General features: G+C 41.1%; 15 protein-coding genes. 5 read left to right on the top strand and 10 right to left on the bottom strand.

The features are described 5' to 3' along the window. Positions 1–127: 127 nt before the first annotated feature. The 7 genes from WKK05_RS09320 to WKK05_RS09290 all read right to left on the bottom strand — a co-directional run bounded on the left by WKK05_RS09320 (position 128) and on the right by WKK05_RS09290 (position 5,956). Entirely contained in the window at positions 128–643 is a 516-nt protein-coding gene (locus WKK05_RS09320; RefSeq protein ID WP_341529454.1) for a hypothetical protein, read from the bottom strand. Between the two features lie 145 nt (positions 644–788). After that, positions 789–1,361: a DUF4142 domain-containing protein gene (locus WKK05_RS09315; RefSeq protein WP_341529453.1), complete on the bottom strand. Its 573-nt coding sequence runs from the start codon at positions 1,359–1,361 to the stop codon at positions 789–791. 62 nt (positions 1,362–1,423) lie between these two features. Further along, on the bottom strand, positions 1,424–1,627 hold the full coding sequence (locus tag WKK05_RS09310) for a ChaB family protein (RefSeq protein ID WP_341529452.1): 204 nt from the start codon (positions 1,625–1,627) through the stop codon (positions 1,424–1,426). Between the two features lie 216 nt (positions 1,628–1,843). Next, on the bottom strand, positions 1,844–2,407 hold the full coding sequence (locus WKK05_RS09305) for a type 1 glutamine amidotransferase domain-containing protein (RefSeq protein ID WP_341529451.1): 564 nt from the start codon (positions 2,405–2,407) through the stop codon (positions 1,844–1,846). A gap of 33 nt (positions 2,408–2,440) precedes the next feature. Next, positions 2,441–4,192, bottom strand: a complete 1,752-nt coding sequence (locus WKK05_RS09300; protein WP_341529450.1) for a thiamine pyrophosphate-dependent enzyme — start codon at positions 4,190–4,192, stop codon at positions 2,441–2,443. A gap of 123 nt (positions 4,193–4,315) precedes the next feature. Continuing rightward, complete coding sequence (locus WKK05_RS09295) at positions 4,316–5,443, bottom strand: aldo/keto reductase (protein ID WP_341529449.1); 1,128 nt, start codon at positions 5,441–5,443, stop codon at positions 4,316–4,318. A 75-nt stretch (positions 5,444–5,518) separates the two neighbouring features. Then, the gene (locus WKK05_RS09290) at positions 5,519–5,956 is read right to left on the bottom strand and encodes a pyridoxamine 5'-phosphate oxidase family protein (RefSeq protein WP_341529448.1); all 438 of its coding nucleotides are present in this window, start codon (positions 5,954–5,956) and stop codon (positions 5,519–5,521) included. Positions 5,957–6,473: 517 nt separating this feature from the next. Between WKK05_RS09290 and WKK05_RS09285 the strand changes: the two genes are divergently transcribed. Both WKK05_RS09285 and metK read left to right on the top strand, forming a co-directional pair. Next, positions 6,474–9,521, top strand: coding sequence for an HAD-IC family P-type ATPase (locus WKK05_RS09285; RefSeq protein ID WP_341529447.1), 3,048 nt, complete (start codon positions 6,474–6,476; stop codon positions 9,519–9,521). A 150-nt stretch (positions 9,522–9,671) separates the two neighbouring features. Continuing rightward, positions 9,672–10,856, top strand: a complete 1,185-nt coding sequence (metK, locus tag WKK05_RS09280; RefSeq protein WP_341529446.1) for a methionine adenosyltransferase — start codon at positions 9,672–9,674, stop codon at positions 10,854–10,856. Positions 10,857–10,923: 67 nt separating this feature from the next. On the opposite strand, the gene WKK05_RS09275 is transcribed toward metK, so the two are convergent. Continuing rightward, entirely contained in the window at positions 10,924–11,748 is an 825-nt protein-coding gene (locus WKK05_RS09275; RefSeq protein ID WP_341529445.1) for a M90 family metallopeptidase, read from the bottom strand. Positions 11,749–12,222: 474 nt separating this feature from the next. Between WKK05_RS09275 and WKK05_RS09270 the strand changes: the two genes are divergently transcribed. Next, positions 12,223–13,179, top strand: coding sequence for an aldo/keto reductase (locus WKK05_RS09270; RefSeq protein ID WP_341529444.1), 957 nt, complete (start codon positions 12,223–12,225; stop codon positions 13,177–13,179). 6 nt (positions 13,180–13,185) lie between these two features. Here the strand turns inward: WKK05_RS09270 and WKK05_RS09265 are convergent, their stop codons facing one another. Continuing rightward, on the bottom strand, positions 13,186–13,335 hold the full coding sequence (locus WKK05_RS09265) for a hypothetical protein (protein WP_341529443.1): 150 nt from the start codon (positions 13,333–13,335) through the stop codon (positions 13,186–13,188). A gap of 639 nt (positions 13,336–13,974) precedes the next feature. Between WKK05_RS09265 and WKK05_RS09260 the strand changes: the two genes are divergently transcribed. Then, on the top strand, positions 13,975–14,196 hold the full coding sequence (locus WKK05_RS09260; protein WP_341529442.1) for a CopG family transcriptional regulator: 222 nt from the start codon (positions 13,975–13,977) through the stop codon (positions 14,194–14,196). Positions 14,197–15,406: 1,210 nt separating this feature from the next. Continuing rightward, positions 15,407–15,727, top strand: coding sequence for a hypothetical protein (locus WKK05_RS09255; RefSeq protein WP_341529441.1), 321 nt, complete (start codon positions 15,407–15,409; stop codon positions 15,725–15,727). A gap of 234 nt (positions 15,728–15,961) precedes the next feature. Here the strand turns inward: WKK05_RS09255 and WKK05_RS09250 are convergent, their stop codons facing one another. Continuing rightward, positions 15,962–16,984 (bottom strand): VOC family protein, encoded by a 1,023-nt coding sequence (locus tag WKK05_RS09250; RefSeq protein ID WP_341529440.1) that lies wholly within the window; start codon positions 16,982–16,984, stop codon positions 15,962–15,964. Positions 16,985–17,082: the final 98 nt, after the last annotated feature.

Here is a 17,082-nt window from a genome sequence, read left to right as displayed (position 1 = left end):
TTTGTAGGTTATCTGAGCTACAAATCATAGTTATTTAACACTTAAGCGAGTAAAGGCTGGGCTTTAAAAGGCCCCACCATATTGCTCCTCGCAATTGGTGGTAGTTAATTTACTTTGTATTATTCAATTATTTAACACTTGATTCTGTATATCTTTGAAGATTTTCCGGTTCAAATTGATACAGTACACGAGTAGCTTCCTGTGTTAAATCTTCATTTCCATGAACCAGAATTAAATATTTGCCAGCATCTAGACGATTACGATAAGGTAAAATATTGCCGCTAGAAACTTTTTCACCAATTCCTCCACCAAGTAGACCAGCGCCTAGCGCACCAGCTATACCTCCTAAAAAACCAGCACTAATGTGATTCCCAATTTCGTTAAATTCAGGAAAAATTTCAATGTTTGTCAGGAAATTGAAGGCGTAACCTGCTACAAATCCAAAGGGTACAAGCCAATAGAAAAGCAGATTTTTCTGTTTACGGGCTTGCTTGCCGGGATCTTTGAGTCCAAATTCATCAGCACTCATATAGCCGTTGCCCAAAATATTGACTTGTGAAATTGGGAAGCCTGCTTCTTCAAGAGCAGAGTAGGCTGCTTCTGCTTGTTTTCGGTCTGGTAGTACTGCAACAAGGTAATTCATATATAAAAGGTAAAGTAAGCAATATGTAGATACCTGAGTGGCATCTACATACTATAAATAATCTTAAAGCGATCGCAATTTACATAAGTAGCAATTTATTTTCGTCTATCCATATTACCTTGGTAATGGCGATCGCGTTATTGACTTACTTAGTAGTTGCAGTCAGCTGAGTTTTGATGGCGTTGGCCCTCTGCAAATGCTCTTGAAGAGTTGGCAAAGTTTTAGTTGCCCAAGCTTTCAAGTCCTCATCTTGTCCTTGCTCTGCCTCGCGCTGAAATAAGGATACAGTCTTCGCATGATCCTTCACCATCTGATTCATGTATGCTTGGTCAAAAGCTGTACCAGATAGCTTTGATAGTTTAGCTTTTACTTCTTTATTTTCTGCACCAACATCTTTGGGAAGAGTGATACCCTTTTGGGCAGCTAATTGTTTAAGTTCATTGTTTGCTTGCGTATGCTCTTGAACCATCTGCTGTCCAAACTGTTTCACATCATCGTTTGCTGCCTTTTGCAATGCCAGTTGCCCAAGCTCCACTTCTGCCTTACCACCGCGAGCAGCTTCGATCGCAAATTGCCGATCTGAAGCATTGATAGCGTTCTGAGTTGATCTAGTTGGAGTTTGATTAGATTGAGCTTGAGTTATCTGTTGCCCAGAGATAGCAGTGAACATCCCGAAGGCTACAAGCGCAGCCATGACAATTTTTTGTTTATTCATCATTAGAATTTCTCCTCTGTAAAGTAAAGCTTTTTTTTGTTTTGCATCAAGAAAATTCTGCCGAGCTACTCTGGCTTTTTATGCCATTGCTCATCCTCGCCTTTTTCGTAATCACGCTTTACTGCGCTCCAAGCAACACGAAAAGCAGTTTCTTCTTCGCCATATTGTTCTTCAGCACTGTTAAATGCAGCCCGAAAAATTTCTTGGGCGTGCTTGGGTAGGTTGTCTTTAACTGAATCTGGTAAGTCTGCAATCTGTTTGTAAGGCATAAATTTCATTCCCTTATTTGATGACGGAGGAGAAGGGAAGGCAAGGGGGCAGGGGAGCAGGGGAGCAGGGGGAAAAATAACAAATGCTCAATCCCCAGCGATGCACTGAGTTTCGACTGCGCTCAACTACCGCTTGTCGTAAAGCCTGCGGCATAGCTACGCTTAGGGCGCAGCCTCTCGTAGAGAAGTGTCCCCAATCCCCAATCCTCAATCCCTTCAACGAGCGCCAGCAACAGAAGGTTTGAACTGCGAAAACAAATTGAGCATTTCGCCATTAAACGCTGGAATGTCACTCGGTTGTCGGCTTGTTACCCAATTACCTTCGACAACCACTTCTCGATCTAGCCAGTTACCGCCTGCATTGCGAATGTCGTCTTGAATCGTGTAGTAACTCGTGAGCGTCCGTCCTCGCACTAAGCCGGCTGAAACTAATTCCCAGGCGGCATGACAAATAGCGGCAATAGGCTTACCTTGTTCCTGAATCTTTTGCAAGAATGATTGGACTTTTGGCCCCATTCTCAGGGTATCTGCATTCAGAGCGCCTCCTGGCAACAACACTGCGTCATACTCTTCGGGCTGTGCATCGTCAATTACCCGGTCAACGTTGACTGTAATACTTTTGTCAAAATGACGAAATGCTTGTATTTGCCCTAGTTTGGCTGACAAAACTTCTACAGTTGCACCAGCTTCTTTTAAAGCACGTACTGGTTCAGTTAGTTCCGATTCCTCAAAGCCATCAGTAGCAATGACTGCTACTCGTAAATTTGATAGATCAGGCATAATAAACCTCTCAATTAAATCAAAGATTTGTACTTAGATCAGCTCTCGCACCTTATCCGACAGAATTGTTAGAGCAATCTTCTCGCGGCTAGGTTCGCCTTTAGCGAGTGATTCGGCAAACTTGGTTGCTTGATCTGCGGTGATTTTGGGAGGCAAAGGCGGCTCTAAGGGATCAACGATCGCCTCTACAATTACTGGCCCTGGTGTAGCAATTGCCCGGTCTAAGATTTCACCACATTCAGCAGGATCTTCAATCCTCATTCCCACACCACCACAAGCTTGAGCAAAGGCGGCAAAGTCAATCGATTCTAATTCGCAGCCGTACTCTGGGTTGCCCAGAAATACCATCTGTTCCCATTTAATCTGCCCCAGCGTGCCATTTTTGATAATCACTACCTTAATCGGCAAGCAATATTTCACACAGGTAACAAAATCTGCCATCAACATCGAAAAACCACCATCACCGACAAAAGCAACACACTGGCGATCGGGATAGGCAATTTGAGCAGCGATCGCATAAGGCAATGCACACCCCATTGATGCTAAGGTTCCTGATACTGAATGCATTTGTCCCCGTTTGACGGGAATTTGCTGCGCCCACCAGCCTGTATTTGTACCCGAATCAGCAGAGAGGATTGCAGTATCAGATAGGCGTTTACCCAACTCCCAAGCTACAACCTGTGGCTTCATCGGCTTGTCTTTTCTGGTGCTGCGCTTTTCCATCAATTGCCACCATTCTTTGGTGCTGGATTGCGCTTGTTCGAGAAAACTGCGATCGGAATTATGTTGTAAAAGTGGTAGCAAGTCTTGCAAGGTGCGGCGACTATCCCCCACTAATCCAACCTCAACTGGATAGCGCAAACCAATCCGAAACGGGTCAAAGTCAATTTGCACACCCCGCGCTTGACCGGGTTTCGGGAGAAACTCCATGTAAGGGAAAGAAGTTCCAACCATCAGCAAAGTGTCGCAATTCTCCATCACTTCCTGCGATGGCTTTGTACCAATTAAACCAACTGTACCAGTGGTGTAAGGGCTATCATCTGGTACAGCTGCTTTGCCCAGTAATGCTTTAACAATTGGTGCGCCCAATTTTTCTGCAAGTTGTTCTAATTCATCAGTCGCCTTTAACGCCCCCCGACCGGCCAAAATTGCCACTTTCTTACCAGCATTTAGAATTTCTGCTGCACGTTGCAAGTCATCCTCAGCGGGTAAACGCACACCACGTGCAAAAACATCCGAGGTATGATGAGGCACATTCCGCATCGAACCCTTTCTCTGGGCATTTTGGGACTGAAAATCTAAAGGGAAGTTGATGTGTGCTACACCTCGGTAGCTCAAAGCTGCACGGCAAGCCAAATCTGCTAGACTTTCGACGTGAGTCGGCCCCATGACACGGGCATTGTAAACCGTCACGTCCATAAACACCTTGTCCAGGTCTACATCCTGTTGAGAGTGGGTGTTAATTAGGTCGTGGTAGTGGTGTCCCGTCAGCGCCAGAACTGGTTGACCATCAAGTTTAGCATCATATAAACCGTTGAGCAGATGCAGTCCACCAGGCCCAGATGTGGCTAGACAGACCCCCAGCTTCCCCGTGTATTTGGCATAACCACAAGCCATAAATGCTGCTGCTTCTTCATGCCGTACTTGAATAAAACGGATTTTGTCTTGACGCTGGCGTAGAGCTTCCATAATGCCGTTAATCCCATCCCCAGGTAGCCCAAAGATAGTATCAACACCCCAATCATAAAGAGTATCAATTAAAACATCAGCCGCAGTTGTAGCCATATTTTCTCCTTTTTTTGGGCATCGGGCTATGAGAATGCTGAGTTAGGAGACAGAATAAATTCTTACTACTTGAATTTTGAATTTTGAATTTTGAATTTTGAATTGATTTATCCCCTGCCTCTTCTAAGTTTCCACTTGACTTTGAGGCGGAAAGCCATGCTGGATCCTGCCTTCGTCAGCATCGAACTTCTTGGAGGATTTGAAGAGTTCAAAACGCCCATCGGCAGCATATTGAGCGCAACGATCGCGCAGTGCCTGCATTTCTTTTACCTGCATCGGTTGAAAGCCACGAGCGATCGCTAGGTTCTGGCGTAGTACTTGCAATGAATCAATACCGCTGACGAGTGTGGCGATCGGTAAACTCATGGCATAGCGTATGGCTTCTTGGGGTGTCACTACACCTTTTTTGACTGCATCACCATTGCCGCTGAGGCTTTTCATCCCAATTGCGGCAATTCCCCGTTTATTTAGTTCTGGTAGCACTTGTCGCTCAAAGCTTCTAAAGCTGGCGTCAAAGCAATTGAGCGGCATTTGCACCGTGTCAAATGGATAATTGTAGGAGAGCATTTTCAGATGAATCGCAGGGTCTTTGTGACCTGTAAAGCCAACAAACCTGACTTTACCTTCTTTTTTCGCCTGAGCTAGAGCTTCAATTGCCCCATTACGACGAAATATCATCTCTGGATCGTTGTAGTAAACAACTTCGTGGATTTGCCACAGATCAATGTGGTCAGTTTTCAAGCGACGCAGAGATTCTTCAAGTTGCTGCATTGCCACTTTGCGATCGCGTCCGTGGGTACAAACTTTCGTCATCAAAAAGACTTTATCTCGTCTCCCCTGCAACGCCTCTCCCATCCACTCTTCACTGCGGTGCTGGTTATATTCCCAAGCGTTATCCATGAAGGTGATGCCGTTATCTATAGCTTCATGGGTAATGCGAATCGCCTCTTCTTTGCTCTTAGCTTGCCCTAAAGTTGCACCTCCCAATCCAATAGCTGACACTTCTACCCCTGTTTTTCCCAATGGACGGCGGGGAATTTCACCAGTAGCAGTGGTTTGGCTGATGATTGGAGTTTCAGATGATGGTTGGATTTGTGACGCTTCTACCTCAGAATCGCCCTTCAAGATGTGGTCAGCAAATAATGCCCCCGCACCTGCACCAATAAAGCCTATTCCTTTTAAGAAATGCCGCCGCTTTAGCTCTAAAGGCAGATGCTTTTGTGCGGCTTCATCATTGTTTTTACCTGCCATTAACTTTTTTTAGTAATACTTAATTCTGCAAGTTCAACCCAAGAATTTCACGCCTTAAAGACGTAATAATGCCAATTAACTAATTGTTTGTGGCTTAAAACTGGTTTGACTTTCCCAGTAATCAGCTTTGTTAATATTTACTTTGAGCAAAGCAATATCAGGTTCGTCTAGACCTTTGGGAAACCAGGTTTGAAGTTCCGGCTTCCATAGCTCTCGCATTTTCTCACGGTCGTTTACAAGTTTTGCTGTACCTGAGATGGAGATGTATCGCTGCTGATCGCGTGAGGAAAAACTGACATTGACCTGCTGATGATGTTCAACCTCAGTCACTTTATGGGAACTAGCATATGTAAAAAAGCAAAGTGTACCATCAGAGATGTTGCCGCTTTTTGACATAGGGTAACTATGTAAACTTCCATCATCATCAACTGTAGTGAACATCCCATAATCAATATCTTGGATTAATTCATCCAGTTTTTGAAATTGTTGCTTCTGGTCTGTAGAAGTTGTCATTTTTTGTTACTCTTTATCCCTATTCTCTTTCTTTGTGATTACAACCAGTTTTAAGGTTTGTAAATCTCTTTTCCAGTATTAACGCTTTTTATTTTTAATTACGTGAGCCTAGAGGTGTAATTATGCTAGAATTACGGCTTTTTTCAGTTATACCCATAGAGATATTTGTTTGGTACTAGTTACTATGCATCTCAGCTTTTGCTAACTACAAATTTTATTTACAGCAAATTGTTATTTGCATTTATACTTATTTCTCAAGATAGAAATTTTTAAGTTTTAACACTAGCTGCCAATGGCTTTTGTAACTTAAGACTGATGGATTTAGCGTTTGGGTTTATTATGGTTAGATATTGGGTTTATTAAAAAAGTTTTGAAAAGTCTAATTTAGGATGAGATAAATTCAAGAGAATCATTGTTAGTTTAAAAGTTTAAATATTTTCACGATAGACTAATAAAACTTTGGATTAAGAAATAAATTTCAATAATTATAAAGGATGCTTTAGGAGTAGTAATTGCTGTGATTAAAGCAATACATACTAACGTTAAAGGAAGAGCAAGATATAAAATTAATGAGCTTTATCGTTCACCACATTTAAAGCAATATTTGGAGCGATCGCTTTCAAATAAAGCAGAAATTACTTATGTTTCGGCAAATCCATTAACTAGCAATATTCTTGTTCTCTTCCAAAAAGACAATAATCCTCAAAAAATCGCTTCATTGATTGAAAATTTAATATTAGATTATCAAAAACAAGGCGGAGATTTACAGGCAGCAAAATTAACACAAGATAAAAAAGTATCCCACACAAAAGTTGTCTCAGGACAAGAGCAAAAGATAGAAAGCTGGCATTTAATACCGACAGATAATGTCTTAACAGTTTTAAATACTTCAAAAACATCAGGATTATCTAGCAAGTCTGCCGCAGAAAATTTGCAAAAATATGGCTCGAATGTCCTAGCCCAAATAGCCACTCGCTCTGATTTAAGTATCTTAATTGACCAGTTTAAATCTCTGCCAGTTGCTTTACTTGGTGTTGCTGCTGGGGTTTCTATTTTCACTGGCGGACTAATTGATGCTGTAGTGATTATGGGTGTGGTTGGTTTGAATGCAGTGATTGGTTACACCACAGAAAGCCAATCAGAAAGAATTATTCATTCTCTCAGAAGTCGCGAACAAACATCAACTTGGGCAATTAGAGATAGCAACCTGATAGAAATCCCCACAGAAGATGTTGTTTTAGGAGATATTTTATTTCTCAAACCCGGCATTTATGTAGCAGCAGATGCCCGACTGATCGAAGCAGATAATCTAAGTATTGATGAGTCTGCCCTAACTGGCGAAAGTATTCCTGTTACTAAAATCACTGCGTCTTTAACTGGTGAAGATGTACCGTTAGGCGATCGCTTTAATATGGTCTACAAAGGAACTTTAGTAACGGGTGGTCAAGGACTGGCTGCGGTTGTAGCCACAGGCAAATTTACCGAAATGGGCAAGATTCAACAACTAGTTGGCGAGGCGACGGCAATGGAAACTCCTTTGGCTAGACAACTAGACGAAGTGGGTAGTCAACTCGTTTTAATCGGTATGGGAATTTGCGGCCTTGTCTTCGGTTTGGGAGTGCTGCGCGGATATGGCTTAGTACAAATGCTCAAATCATCGATATCTTTAGCAGTAGCTGCGGTTCCTGAAGGATTACCGACAATCGCCACTACCACCTTAGCGCTAGGCATCCGAGATATGAGGAAAAATAACGTCCTCGTTCGGAGTCTCAGTGCAGTGGAAGCATTAGGTTCTGTGCAGACGATTTGCATGGATAAAACCGGGACAATTACCGAAAATAGAATGTCGGTGGCGGAAATACATATCAACACCAGATATATTACAGTAACTGACAATGAATTTATTAGCGGCAAAGAGAATATTAACCTCTATAGCTGTGATGAACTTTTAAAGTTGATTCATATCTCAGTTCTTTGCAATGAAAGTGAAGTCAATATAGAGCAAGATGGCGAGTATACTATTAACGGTTCAGCAACAGAAAATGCTCTAATTCACATAGCAATTGGTGCTGGCGTAAATGTTATAGAACTTAGGCAAAAATATCCTCTACTGCAAACAAACTTGCGCTCAGAAAACCGTAACATCATGAGTACAATTCATGGAACTCATGATGACAAAAAGTTAGTAGCTGTTAAAGGCAATCCCGCTGAAGTGATTCAGATATGCCAAGGTTGGATGAAAAATGGCAAAGTTGTGCCTTTTACCGAAGAAGACAGACAGGCGCTGGAGATGGAAAACGATCGCATGGCAGGTAAAGCATTGCGAGTGTTAGGCGTAGCTTATAGCTATGTTGATGAAACTCACAACGGGGATAATTATGAGTCAAACTTAATCTGGTTGGGTCTTGTGGGGATGGCAGACCCGATAAGAAAGGGTGCGAAAGAATTAATTGGTGACTTTCATCAAGCAGGAATCGATACAGTAATGATTACTGGTGATCAAAGTCCAACAGCTTATGCGATCGCTAAAGAATTAGAGTTGAATAGAGACCCCCAATTAGAAATTCTCGATTCTACTAACCTCAACAATCTCACACCTGAAGCACTAACAGCACTCAGCGACAAAGTAGATGTTTTTGCCCGTATCAGTCCTAGCAATAAACTGCAAATTGTCCAAGCATTGCAAGCAGCCGGCAAAGTTGTCGCCATGACTGGCGATGGTATTAACGATGCACCAGCGCTGAAAGCAGCACAAGTTGGTGTAGCAATGGGCAAAGGCGGAACCGATGTGGCGCGTGAGGTTGCAGATATTGTTTTAGAAGATGACAGACTCGAAACAATGATGATTGCTGTCAGCCGGGGACGGACAATCTACAACAACATCAGAAAATCAGTACATTTCCTCCTAGCTACAAACCTCAGCGAAATCATGGTAATGACCACAGCCACCGCAGTGGGAATTGGTGAACCTTTGAATGCCATTCAACTGCTGTGGCTGAATTTGGTGACTGACATTTTCCCTGGACTTTCTCTAGCGATGGAAGCACCAGAACCTGAAGTTTTGAGCCAGCCGCCCCGCAACCCTGACGAACCTATTATTAAGAATTCTGATTTTGGCAGAATTGCTTTTGAATCTGCAACATTATCCGTCAGTACTTTAGCAGCCTATGGCTACGCCATCTTCAGATATGGCATTGGCCCCCAGGCAAGTACTGTTGCTTTTCTGAGTTTAACAAGTGGACAACTTTTACATACATTTAGTAGCCGTTCAGAAAGCCACAGCATATTTAATAAAGAAAAACTACCAAATAATCCTTACTTAAATACCGCTGTTACAGGCTCTTTTGCCCTCCAACTTTTAGCTATAGCTTTCCCTCCATTGAAGAGTCTTTTACAGATTACGCCACTTAATGCTATGGATGCTGCTGTGATTGGAGGTAGTGCTTTACTACCTTTGTTAGTGAATGAAAGTACCAAAGGAACTGGGGACTCTCAAGAGGCAGGGGAGCAGGGGGCAAGGAGGACAAGGAAGACAAGGGGGACAAGGAGGAGATTAAGAAAATAATTACTATTTTCTGATTTCTGTACAGACGCGTAGACGCTCGAAGAGCGGCTTCTCGTAAGAGTATAATCGCGTCTCTACTCCTAACTCAACACTTTTAATCCCTAATCCCCAGTCCCCAGTCCCCAATCCCCAACACAGGCAAGGTGAATTATGAAAAAAGACTTCATGTTTACATCTGAGTCAGTAACTGAGGGGCATCCTGATAAACTTTGTGATCAGATTAGTGATGCGATCGTTGATCGGTTTTTGCAGCAAGACCCCTTCGCCAGAGTAGTCACAGAATGTGCTGTATCTACAGGCATCGTTTTTATAGCAGCAAGATTTGAACCTAATGCCAACGTAGATTTTACTAATATAGCTAGACAAGTTATTGATCAGGTGGGTTACGAGCAATCTGATTTTAATGGTAGAACCTGTAGCATTTTGACAAGTTTAAAAGAATTGTCTTCTAACAAATCTCATTTCTTTGATGAAAAAAGTTTATCTGATGAAGAGATAGAGCAAATTACTGTCACCAATCAAGTAACAGTTTTTGGCTTTGCTTGTAATCAAACAAATACTCTCATGCCATTACCGATATGGCTAGCACACAAACTTGCCAAGCGAATTACTGAAGTAAAACGCCAAAATATACTGACTTATCTTACTCCTGATGGTAAAACTCAAGTAGGAGTGGAATATAAAAATCGTCAACCCCACAGAATCCACAGTATTACAGTTATTGCCAGTCAAAATAAACCATCAAAACCTGATTTGCAACAATTACAGGATGATATTAGAGAAACTGTGATTTATCCTGTATTTGAAGACGAAGATATTAAACCAGATAAACAGACAAGAATATTTATTAATCCTGATGGGCCATTTATTAAAGGTGGCCCAGCAGCTCACTCTGGGTTAACAGGTAGAAAAAATGCTATAGATACCTATGGCGAATATTCAAAACATAGTGGTTCAGCTTTGAGCGGCAAAGATCCAATTAGGATAGATAGAGTAGGAGCATATATTGCCCGTTATGCAGCTAAAAATATAGTAGCGGCAAAATTGGCTGATGAATGTGAGGTACAGCTAAGTTATTCCATAGGACTATCCAGACCTGTTAGTGTCCAAGTTGAAACTTTTGGCACAGGCAAAATTGCTGATGAAGAAATCACAACACTCCTAGAGAAAAATTTTGATTTCCGTCTTGCAGGTATTATCAAACAGTTTAATTTAAGACATTTACCTTCATTAAATAAAGGTAGTTTTTATAAGAAACTTGCTGCCTATGGTCATGTAGGTAGGATGGATATAGAACTCCCTTGGGAGAAAGTAGATAAAATTGATGTTTTTTGAAATGAACTGATATATTAAACTCCTTGCAAAAGCAGGGGCGCACATCTGTGCGTCCCTCTTATAATATTTACACCCATTGCACAGGATCTATCTGATAATAATCTTGCAGTAACTCATAAAGTGCTGGATGCTTATTCAATAATTGCTGTGGTTTTTCAAAGAAAGTTTCAGTCGCTACAGCAAAAAATTCTGCGGGATTAGTTGCGCCATAACTATCAATTACAGTTTTGACACCTCGTTGAACATCATCACAGAGTTGTTTATATTCTTCTGTCATTACCCTAGCCCAAATAGAATAATCTGACTTGCGTTGCAAAATAGGAACACCTTCTGCTTTCCCATCTTCTTGATCCAACTGATGGGCGAATTCATGAAGTACGACGTTATGTCCATCCTGCCAATTGTGAGTATCTCGTTGTACCTGTTCCCAGGAAAGTATAACTTGGTCTTTAGTCCATGATTCCCCCAATCTAGCCTCACGCCTTTCCTCAACAACATAATTGCTTGTGGCAATGGTTTGCTTCACAAAATAAGTACTAGGATAAATCAAAATTGAACGAAGTCTAGAGAAGTATTCTCCTCGCTCATTGAGCAAGAGTAAACAGGCAACAGAAGCAATGGTGAGTTTCATTTCTTCTGTAACCTGTACTCCTTGGCAACCAATGAATTGTTTTTCTCTTAAGAACACTTGAATATGTCCTTGTAACCGTCTGCGTTCATCAGGTGAAAGCTGGAGATAAATCGGAAGATTATTTTCAATAGTAGCATTCCAAAGTGGAGGAAAAGAACGATATTTAATGCGGTTTCTCCGCTGTTTAATTAATCTGGGACTAACTAAAATTGCAGTAATAATCAGCCCAAGGATGACAAAAATAATAATTGTTTGAATCATTAATTTTTAGCACTTACTGCTGTTTGATGCTCTGTACATAAAGCTATGAAGCTTACTGCTATAAGTTTACTAATATCAAATCAGCCTTAACACCAGCATAAAATTAGACCTGTTGATAGAGTAATAGAGGCTGATTGAGGTAGAAAATTAAATAATATTTTGTGTTACAACTCGTATTATAGTAGTCAATACGATTGAAGCATTTGCAACACAAACTGCGATCGCATCTCTCAATGTCTATCAAAAGCATCTTGATTCTCGCAAAAACTTCTCATGTCTCAATCGCTTGCTGTATGGGGTGGATGTATTGTTATCCCTTGCTGCTTAACGCTTTATAGTTGAGAAACATGGAAGGCAACTCACTGACAAAAGTGTATTTATACGGAGAATAATTCACACTACAGATAGCAGTTGAGGAAATGTTTGCAGCGTACACTAACGACTGACTCTAAAATTTTTGGACAAATTGTAGATATGCAAACCAAACAACTCGGAAATTCAGAGCTTCACATCACCCCAATTGGCTTTGGTGCTTGGGCAATCGGTGGAGGTGGTTGGGCTTTTGGTTGGGGAGCGCAGGACGACCAAGAATCGATTGAAGCAATCAATCGCGCCCTCGATCTCGGCGTGAATTGGATTGATACCGCAGCAGTTTATGGACTAGGGCATTCGGAAGAGGTTGTTGCTAAGGCGCTCAAAGCTCGCTCAGATCGTCCCTATATTTTCACTAAATGCTCAATGATCTGGGATGAATCTGGCAAAATTGGTCGCAGCCTCAAGGCAGATTCAGTCCGACAGGAAGTTGAAGGCAGTTTGCGCCGACTCGACATTGAAACCATTGACCTCTATCAGATTCACTGGCCTAACCCCGATTCAGATATTGAAGAAGGCTGGACAACTCTCAGCAAGCTAAAAGATGAGGGCAAGGTTCGCTATATCGGGGTTTCAAACTTCAATGTCGAGCAGTTAAAACGTGTCCAGGAGATTGCACCAGTCACCTCATTACAGCCGCCTTATTCACTGGTTAAGCGCGATGTCGAAAACGAGATCCTACCTTTCTGTAAGGAAAACAACATAGGTGTGATTGTCTATTCACCTATGCAATCGGGCTTGCTCACAGGAGCAATGACGTCTGAGCGAGTAGCCAACCTGCCAGATGATGATTGGCGCAAGACCAGCAGTGAATTCCAGGAGCCACGTCTATCTCGTAACCTGAAACTCGTCGAGATATTACAGCATATCGGTCAACAACACGGGCGCTCTGCGGGTGAGGTGGCGATCGCTTGGACTTTAAACAATCCTGCGGTTACAGCTGCGATCGTTGGTGGGCGCAACCCCAAACAGGTCGAGGGAATCATCGGTGCAAGTGAATTTCGCCTTAATGAGCAGGAGCTAGGTGAAATTAGCAACTTTCTGCGCGATAATCCATAATCTCTTTCATGACAAACGTAAAAGTTTGTCTAAATCAGTCAGTTTATTAGCTGAATAAGCTAAGGCACTTACCAGTAATAAAATGCCTCGCTGTCGATGAAAGTCTGGGAGGCTTTCATCGCCAAAATAACTAAATCTAGCAATAGATCGTGTCAAATTGCGATCGCTCTTACATTTTAGGCAAGCAAGGTTCTCCGTAGCGTTCCCCTTTGAAGTTATACCAATTTGAAAAAAGAATATGACAAATAGGCCGGCCATTTGTAGAGACGCGATTCATCGCGTCTTCACCCAAGTATGTGTTGCAATCATTAATTGAATTGGTATTATTAAATGTTAAATACCTCTAAAAAAATTCTAGAGGCATTAACAAAAGTTAAGTTATAAAGTTAAATATAGTGATTGTTTCTTTGTTTATATCCAGAGTTTAACATAGTAAATTCAACCTCTGGGTAAAGACTAGATGAACATTGGATGCAAGTTTATGAAATCAGTGTTAATCATAGTTCACAAGTCAGTAATTTGCTGAAGATAAATCTCTTACTACCTTTCTTCTCATTGCACTTTGTTTGACAATATCTGTGAAAATATAAACTCTTTTCAGATGAAACCAAAATTTATATAAATGATTTATTGATGAAGTTTGGGATTACAGGTAAATACCCTGGGAGTGGATGTGCTAAAAATAGTTTTACGGCAAGTATGCTGTGGTTAGCAATCGGCTGGCACTATTATTCATTAACCATTGCATCTTGCTTTATAAATTTAATTTCTCAAATTTGATTAATAGAGCAAGTGATGAACAAAAAATGGGCTGTTAAAAGAATTACACTAAATCTTGGATTGATTGAGAGCAAAAAACTTGAACGATATTGTGCAATCACGGGCAGGCCAGCAACTGATGTGATTCGTGAGCTGATTCGCTCTCTTCCAATAACCCACCCAGAAGCATTTGAACATTCTTCACCCATGAAAGGTAACTCTATTGCACATATCCATAAGCCAGTTACTATGGGTTAACCAAAACACTCTTCTCTAAGTGTGTTGGTTTACACAATACGTATGTGCGGGCTAAGCTAAGCCTTCGTTATGTTCCCAGGATTATAGTGTTGAGGTCTTTTCATCAAGTGTGAATGCGCTCAGTTACAATGCCATTCCCTATTGGGTGTTGCATATTTGCGGGATGAATTGAGATTTTTGACCAAGACTAAAGATAGACTCTCAGCGCCTACTCTGCGGGTTCCGCCTTAGCGGTATGCGCGAAACAAAATTCATCGCATTAATCAGCAACACCCCTTATTAATATCTTTTAGGTAGAACACCTAGATATTAGGGATAAACCATCCGGATTATCTACTCAGGTAATAGATGCAGGTTAATTGCAGCGATTGTCTCTCTTCAACTCAAATAGCGTTCAAAGCAGTATTAAGGGAGAGGCTAACATTCAACTAGCTAGCTTTCACTAACCGCGTTGAGAAATTATGCACCAAACTAGACTTATACAATTCCTCGGTTCTATATGTTCTAGTTGATTTCTAGCCAGTTTTAGAGCAGTAACTCAGTGCTGTATCAATCATGTAGAGCTGTTTTACAGCACTCATCTCAAACTGGCATAGGGCAGGACATTGAAGCAGGAGCTTTATTCTATTCCTTGTACAACTTCTTGACTGTCCGGCACTGTTGATATCTCTATTAAAACCGTAACTGAAAAAGATAAGTTGCCAAATTGCCGAAATCTGTGATTTATCTTGTGTTTAAGTACAAGCAATCTCAGAAATGAACAGGAGGATTTTGATTGATAGCGGCTGCTAGTTGATTCTCTTACTTACATCCCAACCAGAGAATCACATTTAACTATCAGGCGATCTAACATGAACACTTAACTCAGGAACTACTCGCCAATTCGCTGGCATTCGCTCGAACCAGTGGCAGTGCTATTTATGTTAACTAAATTTTACCAAAGGAGTACTACTGTCCTGGGGTAAGTCTTTTTAGAACGAAAGCAGGATTTATATCAATAGTCGTGAAGCCCTTGTGTTTATACATAGAGAAAGCTTGGTTAGTTTCCTACAAAACAAAAATATTTCAACAAATTATGTATTATTTACGACATCATCAAAATGAGATTGCACTGATTATAGGATTAACTAGCTTGCGCTTGTGCCGAAGCCTGTGATGCTTATTGAGTATTGTTTATAGAAATTATTCTTTATATTTGGAGTAACTAATAATGGAATTTACATTAACTACAGCAGAGATTCGGGAAATCCTCAAGGGATGTCAACAATCTCTCCAGCTTGCACAAACTATGCAAGGCTGTCGAAAAGTTGAATTTTCTGAAGATTTTTCAACCTCGGATGAAGTGATACTAGACGAAACTGCTAATGTACTTTTTGAAGTTATTGGAGCTATTGACGACTCCAATGAGGTAGTGCTAAGCGACGCAGTTAATGTGCTTTTTGAAGTCATTGAAGCTATTAACAAGTACGAAACTGAGACTAGGCCGCAATTGCAAGAAACAGGAAATGTCTGGAACCAGTACTCTATCTAATGACAAGTTTTATATTTGAACCCAACAGTAATTTTAGTCATTCCAAAGCCTCCCGAAACGGGAATGCAGAATCCTTTTGTATCCACCCATAATTTGGAGATGTCGGGGAAGCTTGGATGGTTTGTTACTGATAGGAAAATTTAGAATACAGGAGTCAGAAGTAAATCCGGCTTGATATCTAGCTTTTTAACTCAGATCCTGTACTTCATTTACTTATAAACTGCTGTATTTAAATTAGTTGCCTTCTAGTAAAGTCCAAAAGTAACCATCTGGTGCAACAAAAGAGAAGCTCTTCTCGCCAAACTCATTGCTAATGATGGGAGTAATTTTTTTTGCAGTACTCGCTTTGATGCGATCGCAATACTCTTCTATTCCCTGTACACGATAAGTGTAGAGAGAAACTCCCAGGCTCCCTGGTTCGGCTGCTTCAAAACGCGATTCTAAATTGACGTATTCTGGAAAGCGAATGATGTAAAGTCTGCCGCTGCGTGCAGCCATCAAGTCAGATTTTGAAGAACGTGGGTCATCAAAGGTAGTAACAATAAACTTTTCTCCAGGGTTGAGGTCAAAAATATGTCGACCCGCTGGTGAAGATTCATAGCTAGTCTCAACATTATCACGCACACGCAGCAACCCCAAAACTTCTTCGTAAAACCTTACGGTTTCTTTGCTATCATCTTGAGTAATGATTCCCATATGGGTAAACTGACTAGTTTTAAAAGCAGCGTTAGGGTTGATTTGTCCATAATGCGGCAGTGTATAGCCAAATCTTTGAAATAAAACCTGTCTAGCCAAGGGTTGCAATAGCAGCATTTCTCGCACTCCAACAGCCTGTTCCACGAAAGGACGACTTTTTCTTTCTTTGTTGTAAATGACTTCCCAGTAAGGGTTAGTGTACCTGATAGGCCAACCTGCGGCTTTTGCATCTTCTACATGATTTAAAATACTTAATACATCAGCAGTTAAGGTTGTTGCCCAGCGATTTCCCTTAACTTTCATTGACTCTGTTCCTAAACCCTGATGTGTGGGATTTTGCCAAACTAGGAGACGAACTAAACCATGATCTGCGTTTTGATGGTAAAGACGAATTGAACGTAAAGAGGAATTCACTCCATATAATTGATTGGCTATATCTGCGTTCAATTCACCCACTTGACCAATACGATAGCCAAATTGCTCCCAATATTGAATTGCAGAAATTGGCTCTGGGATGCCAATACACACTTCATAAATACCTTCAATTTTAGTTTGGGTCATGATATAAATGCGGCTATTAATAATAGTGATTGCACAAGTCAATTTTCGGTAAATTAAACCATAAATAAACACTCATAATTTATCGGTGTTTATTTGTG

Origin of the sequence: Nostoc sp. UHCC 0302 (assembly GCF_038096175.1) — a bacterium.
GTDB lineage: Bacteria > Cyanobacteriota > Cyanobacteriia > Cyanobacteriales > Nostocaceae > UHCC-0302.
This window is presented reverse-complemented; position numbering and strand designations above follow the sequence as displayed.

What these genes read in the sequence shown, in the direction of transcription:
- WKK05_RS09320 (WP_341529454.1), bottom strand. Translation starts at nt 643, where the DNA reads ATGAATTACCTTGTTGCAGTACTACCAGACCGAAAACAAGCAGAAGCA.
- WKK05_RS09315 (WP_341529453.1), bottom strand. Translation starts at nt 1,361, where the DNA reads ATGATGAATAAACAAAAAATTGTCATGGCTGCGCTTGTAGCCTTCGGG.
- WKK05_RS09310 (WP_341529452.1), bottom strand. Translation starts at nt 1,627, where the DNA reads ATGCCTTACAAACAGATTGCAGACTTACCAGATTCAGTTAAAGACAAC.
- WKK05_RS09305 (WP_341529451.1), bottom strand. Translation starts at nt 2,407, where the DNA reads ATGCCTGATCTATCAAATTTACGAGTAGCAGTCATTGCTACTGATGGC.
- WKK05_RS09300 (WP_341529450.1), bottom strand. Translation starts at nt 4,192, where the DNA reads ATGGCTACAACTGCGGCTGATGTTTTAATTGATACTCTTTATGATTGG.
- WKK05_RS09295 (WP_341529449.1), bottom strand. Translation starts at nt 5,443, where the DNA reads ATGGCAGGTAAAAACAATGATGAAGCCGCACAAAAGCATCTGCCTTTA.
- WKK05_RS09290 (WP_341529448.1), bottom strand. Translation starts at nt 5,956, where the DNA reads ATGACAACTTCTACAGACCAGAAGCAACAATTTCAAAAACTGGATGAA.
- metK (WP_341529446.1), top strand. Translation starts at nt 9,672, where the DNA reads ATGAAAAAAGACTTCATGTTTACATCTGAGTCAGTAACTGAGGGGCAT.
- WKK05_RS09275 (WP_341529445.1), bottom strand. Translation starts at nt 11,748, where the DNA reads ATGATTCAAACAATTATTATTTTTGTCATCCTTGGGCTGATTATTACT.
- WKK05_RS09270 (WP_341529444.1), top strand. Translation starts at nt 12,223, where the DNA reads ATGCAAACCAAACAACTCGGAAATTCAGAGCTTCACATCACCCCAATT.
- WKK05_RS09260 (WP_341529442.1), top strand. Translation starts at nt 13,975, where the DNA reads ATGAACAAAAAATGGGCTGTTAAAAGAATTACACTAAATCTTGGATTG.
- WKK05_RS09255 (WP_341529441.1), top strand. Translation starts at nt 15,407, where the DNA reads ATGGAATTTACATTAACTACAGCAGAGATTCGGGAAATCCTCAAGGGA.
- WKK05_RS09250 (WP_341529440.1), bottom strand. Translation starts at nt 16,984, where the DNA reads ATGACCCAAACTAAAATTGAAGGTATTTATGAAGTGTGTATTGGCATC.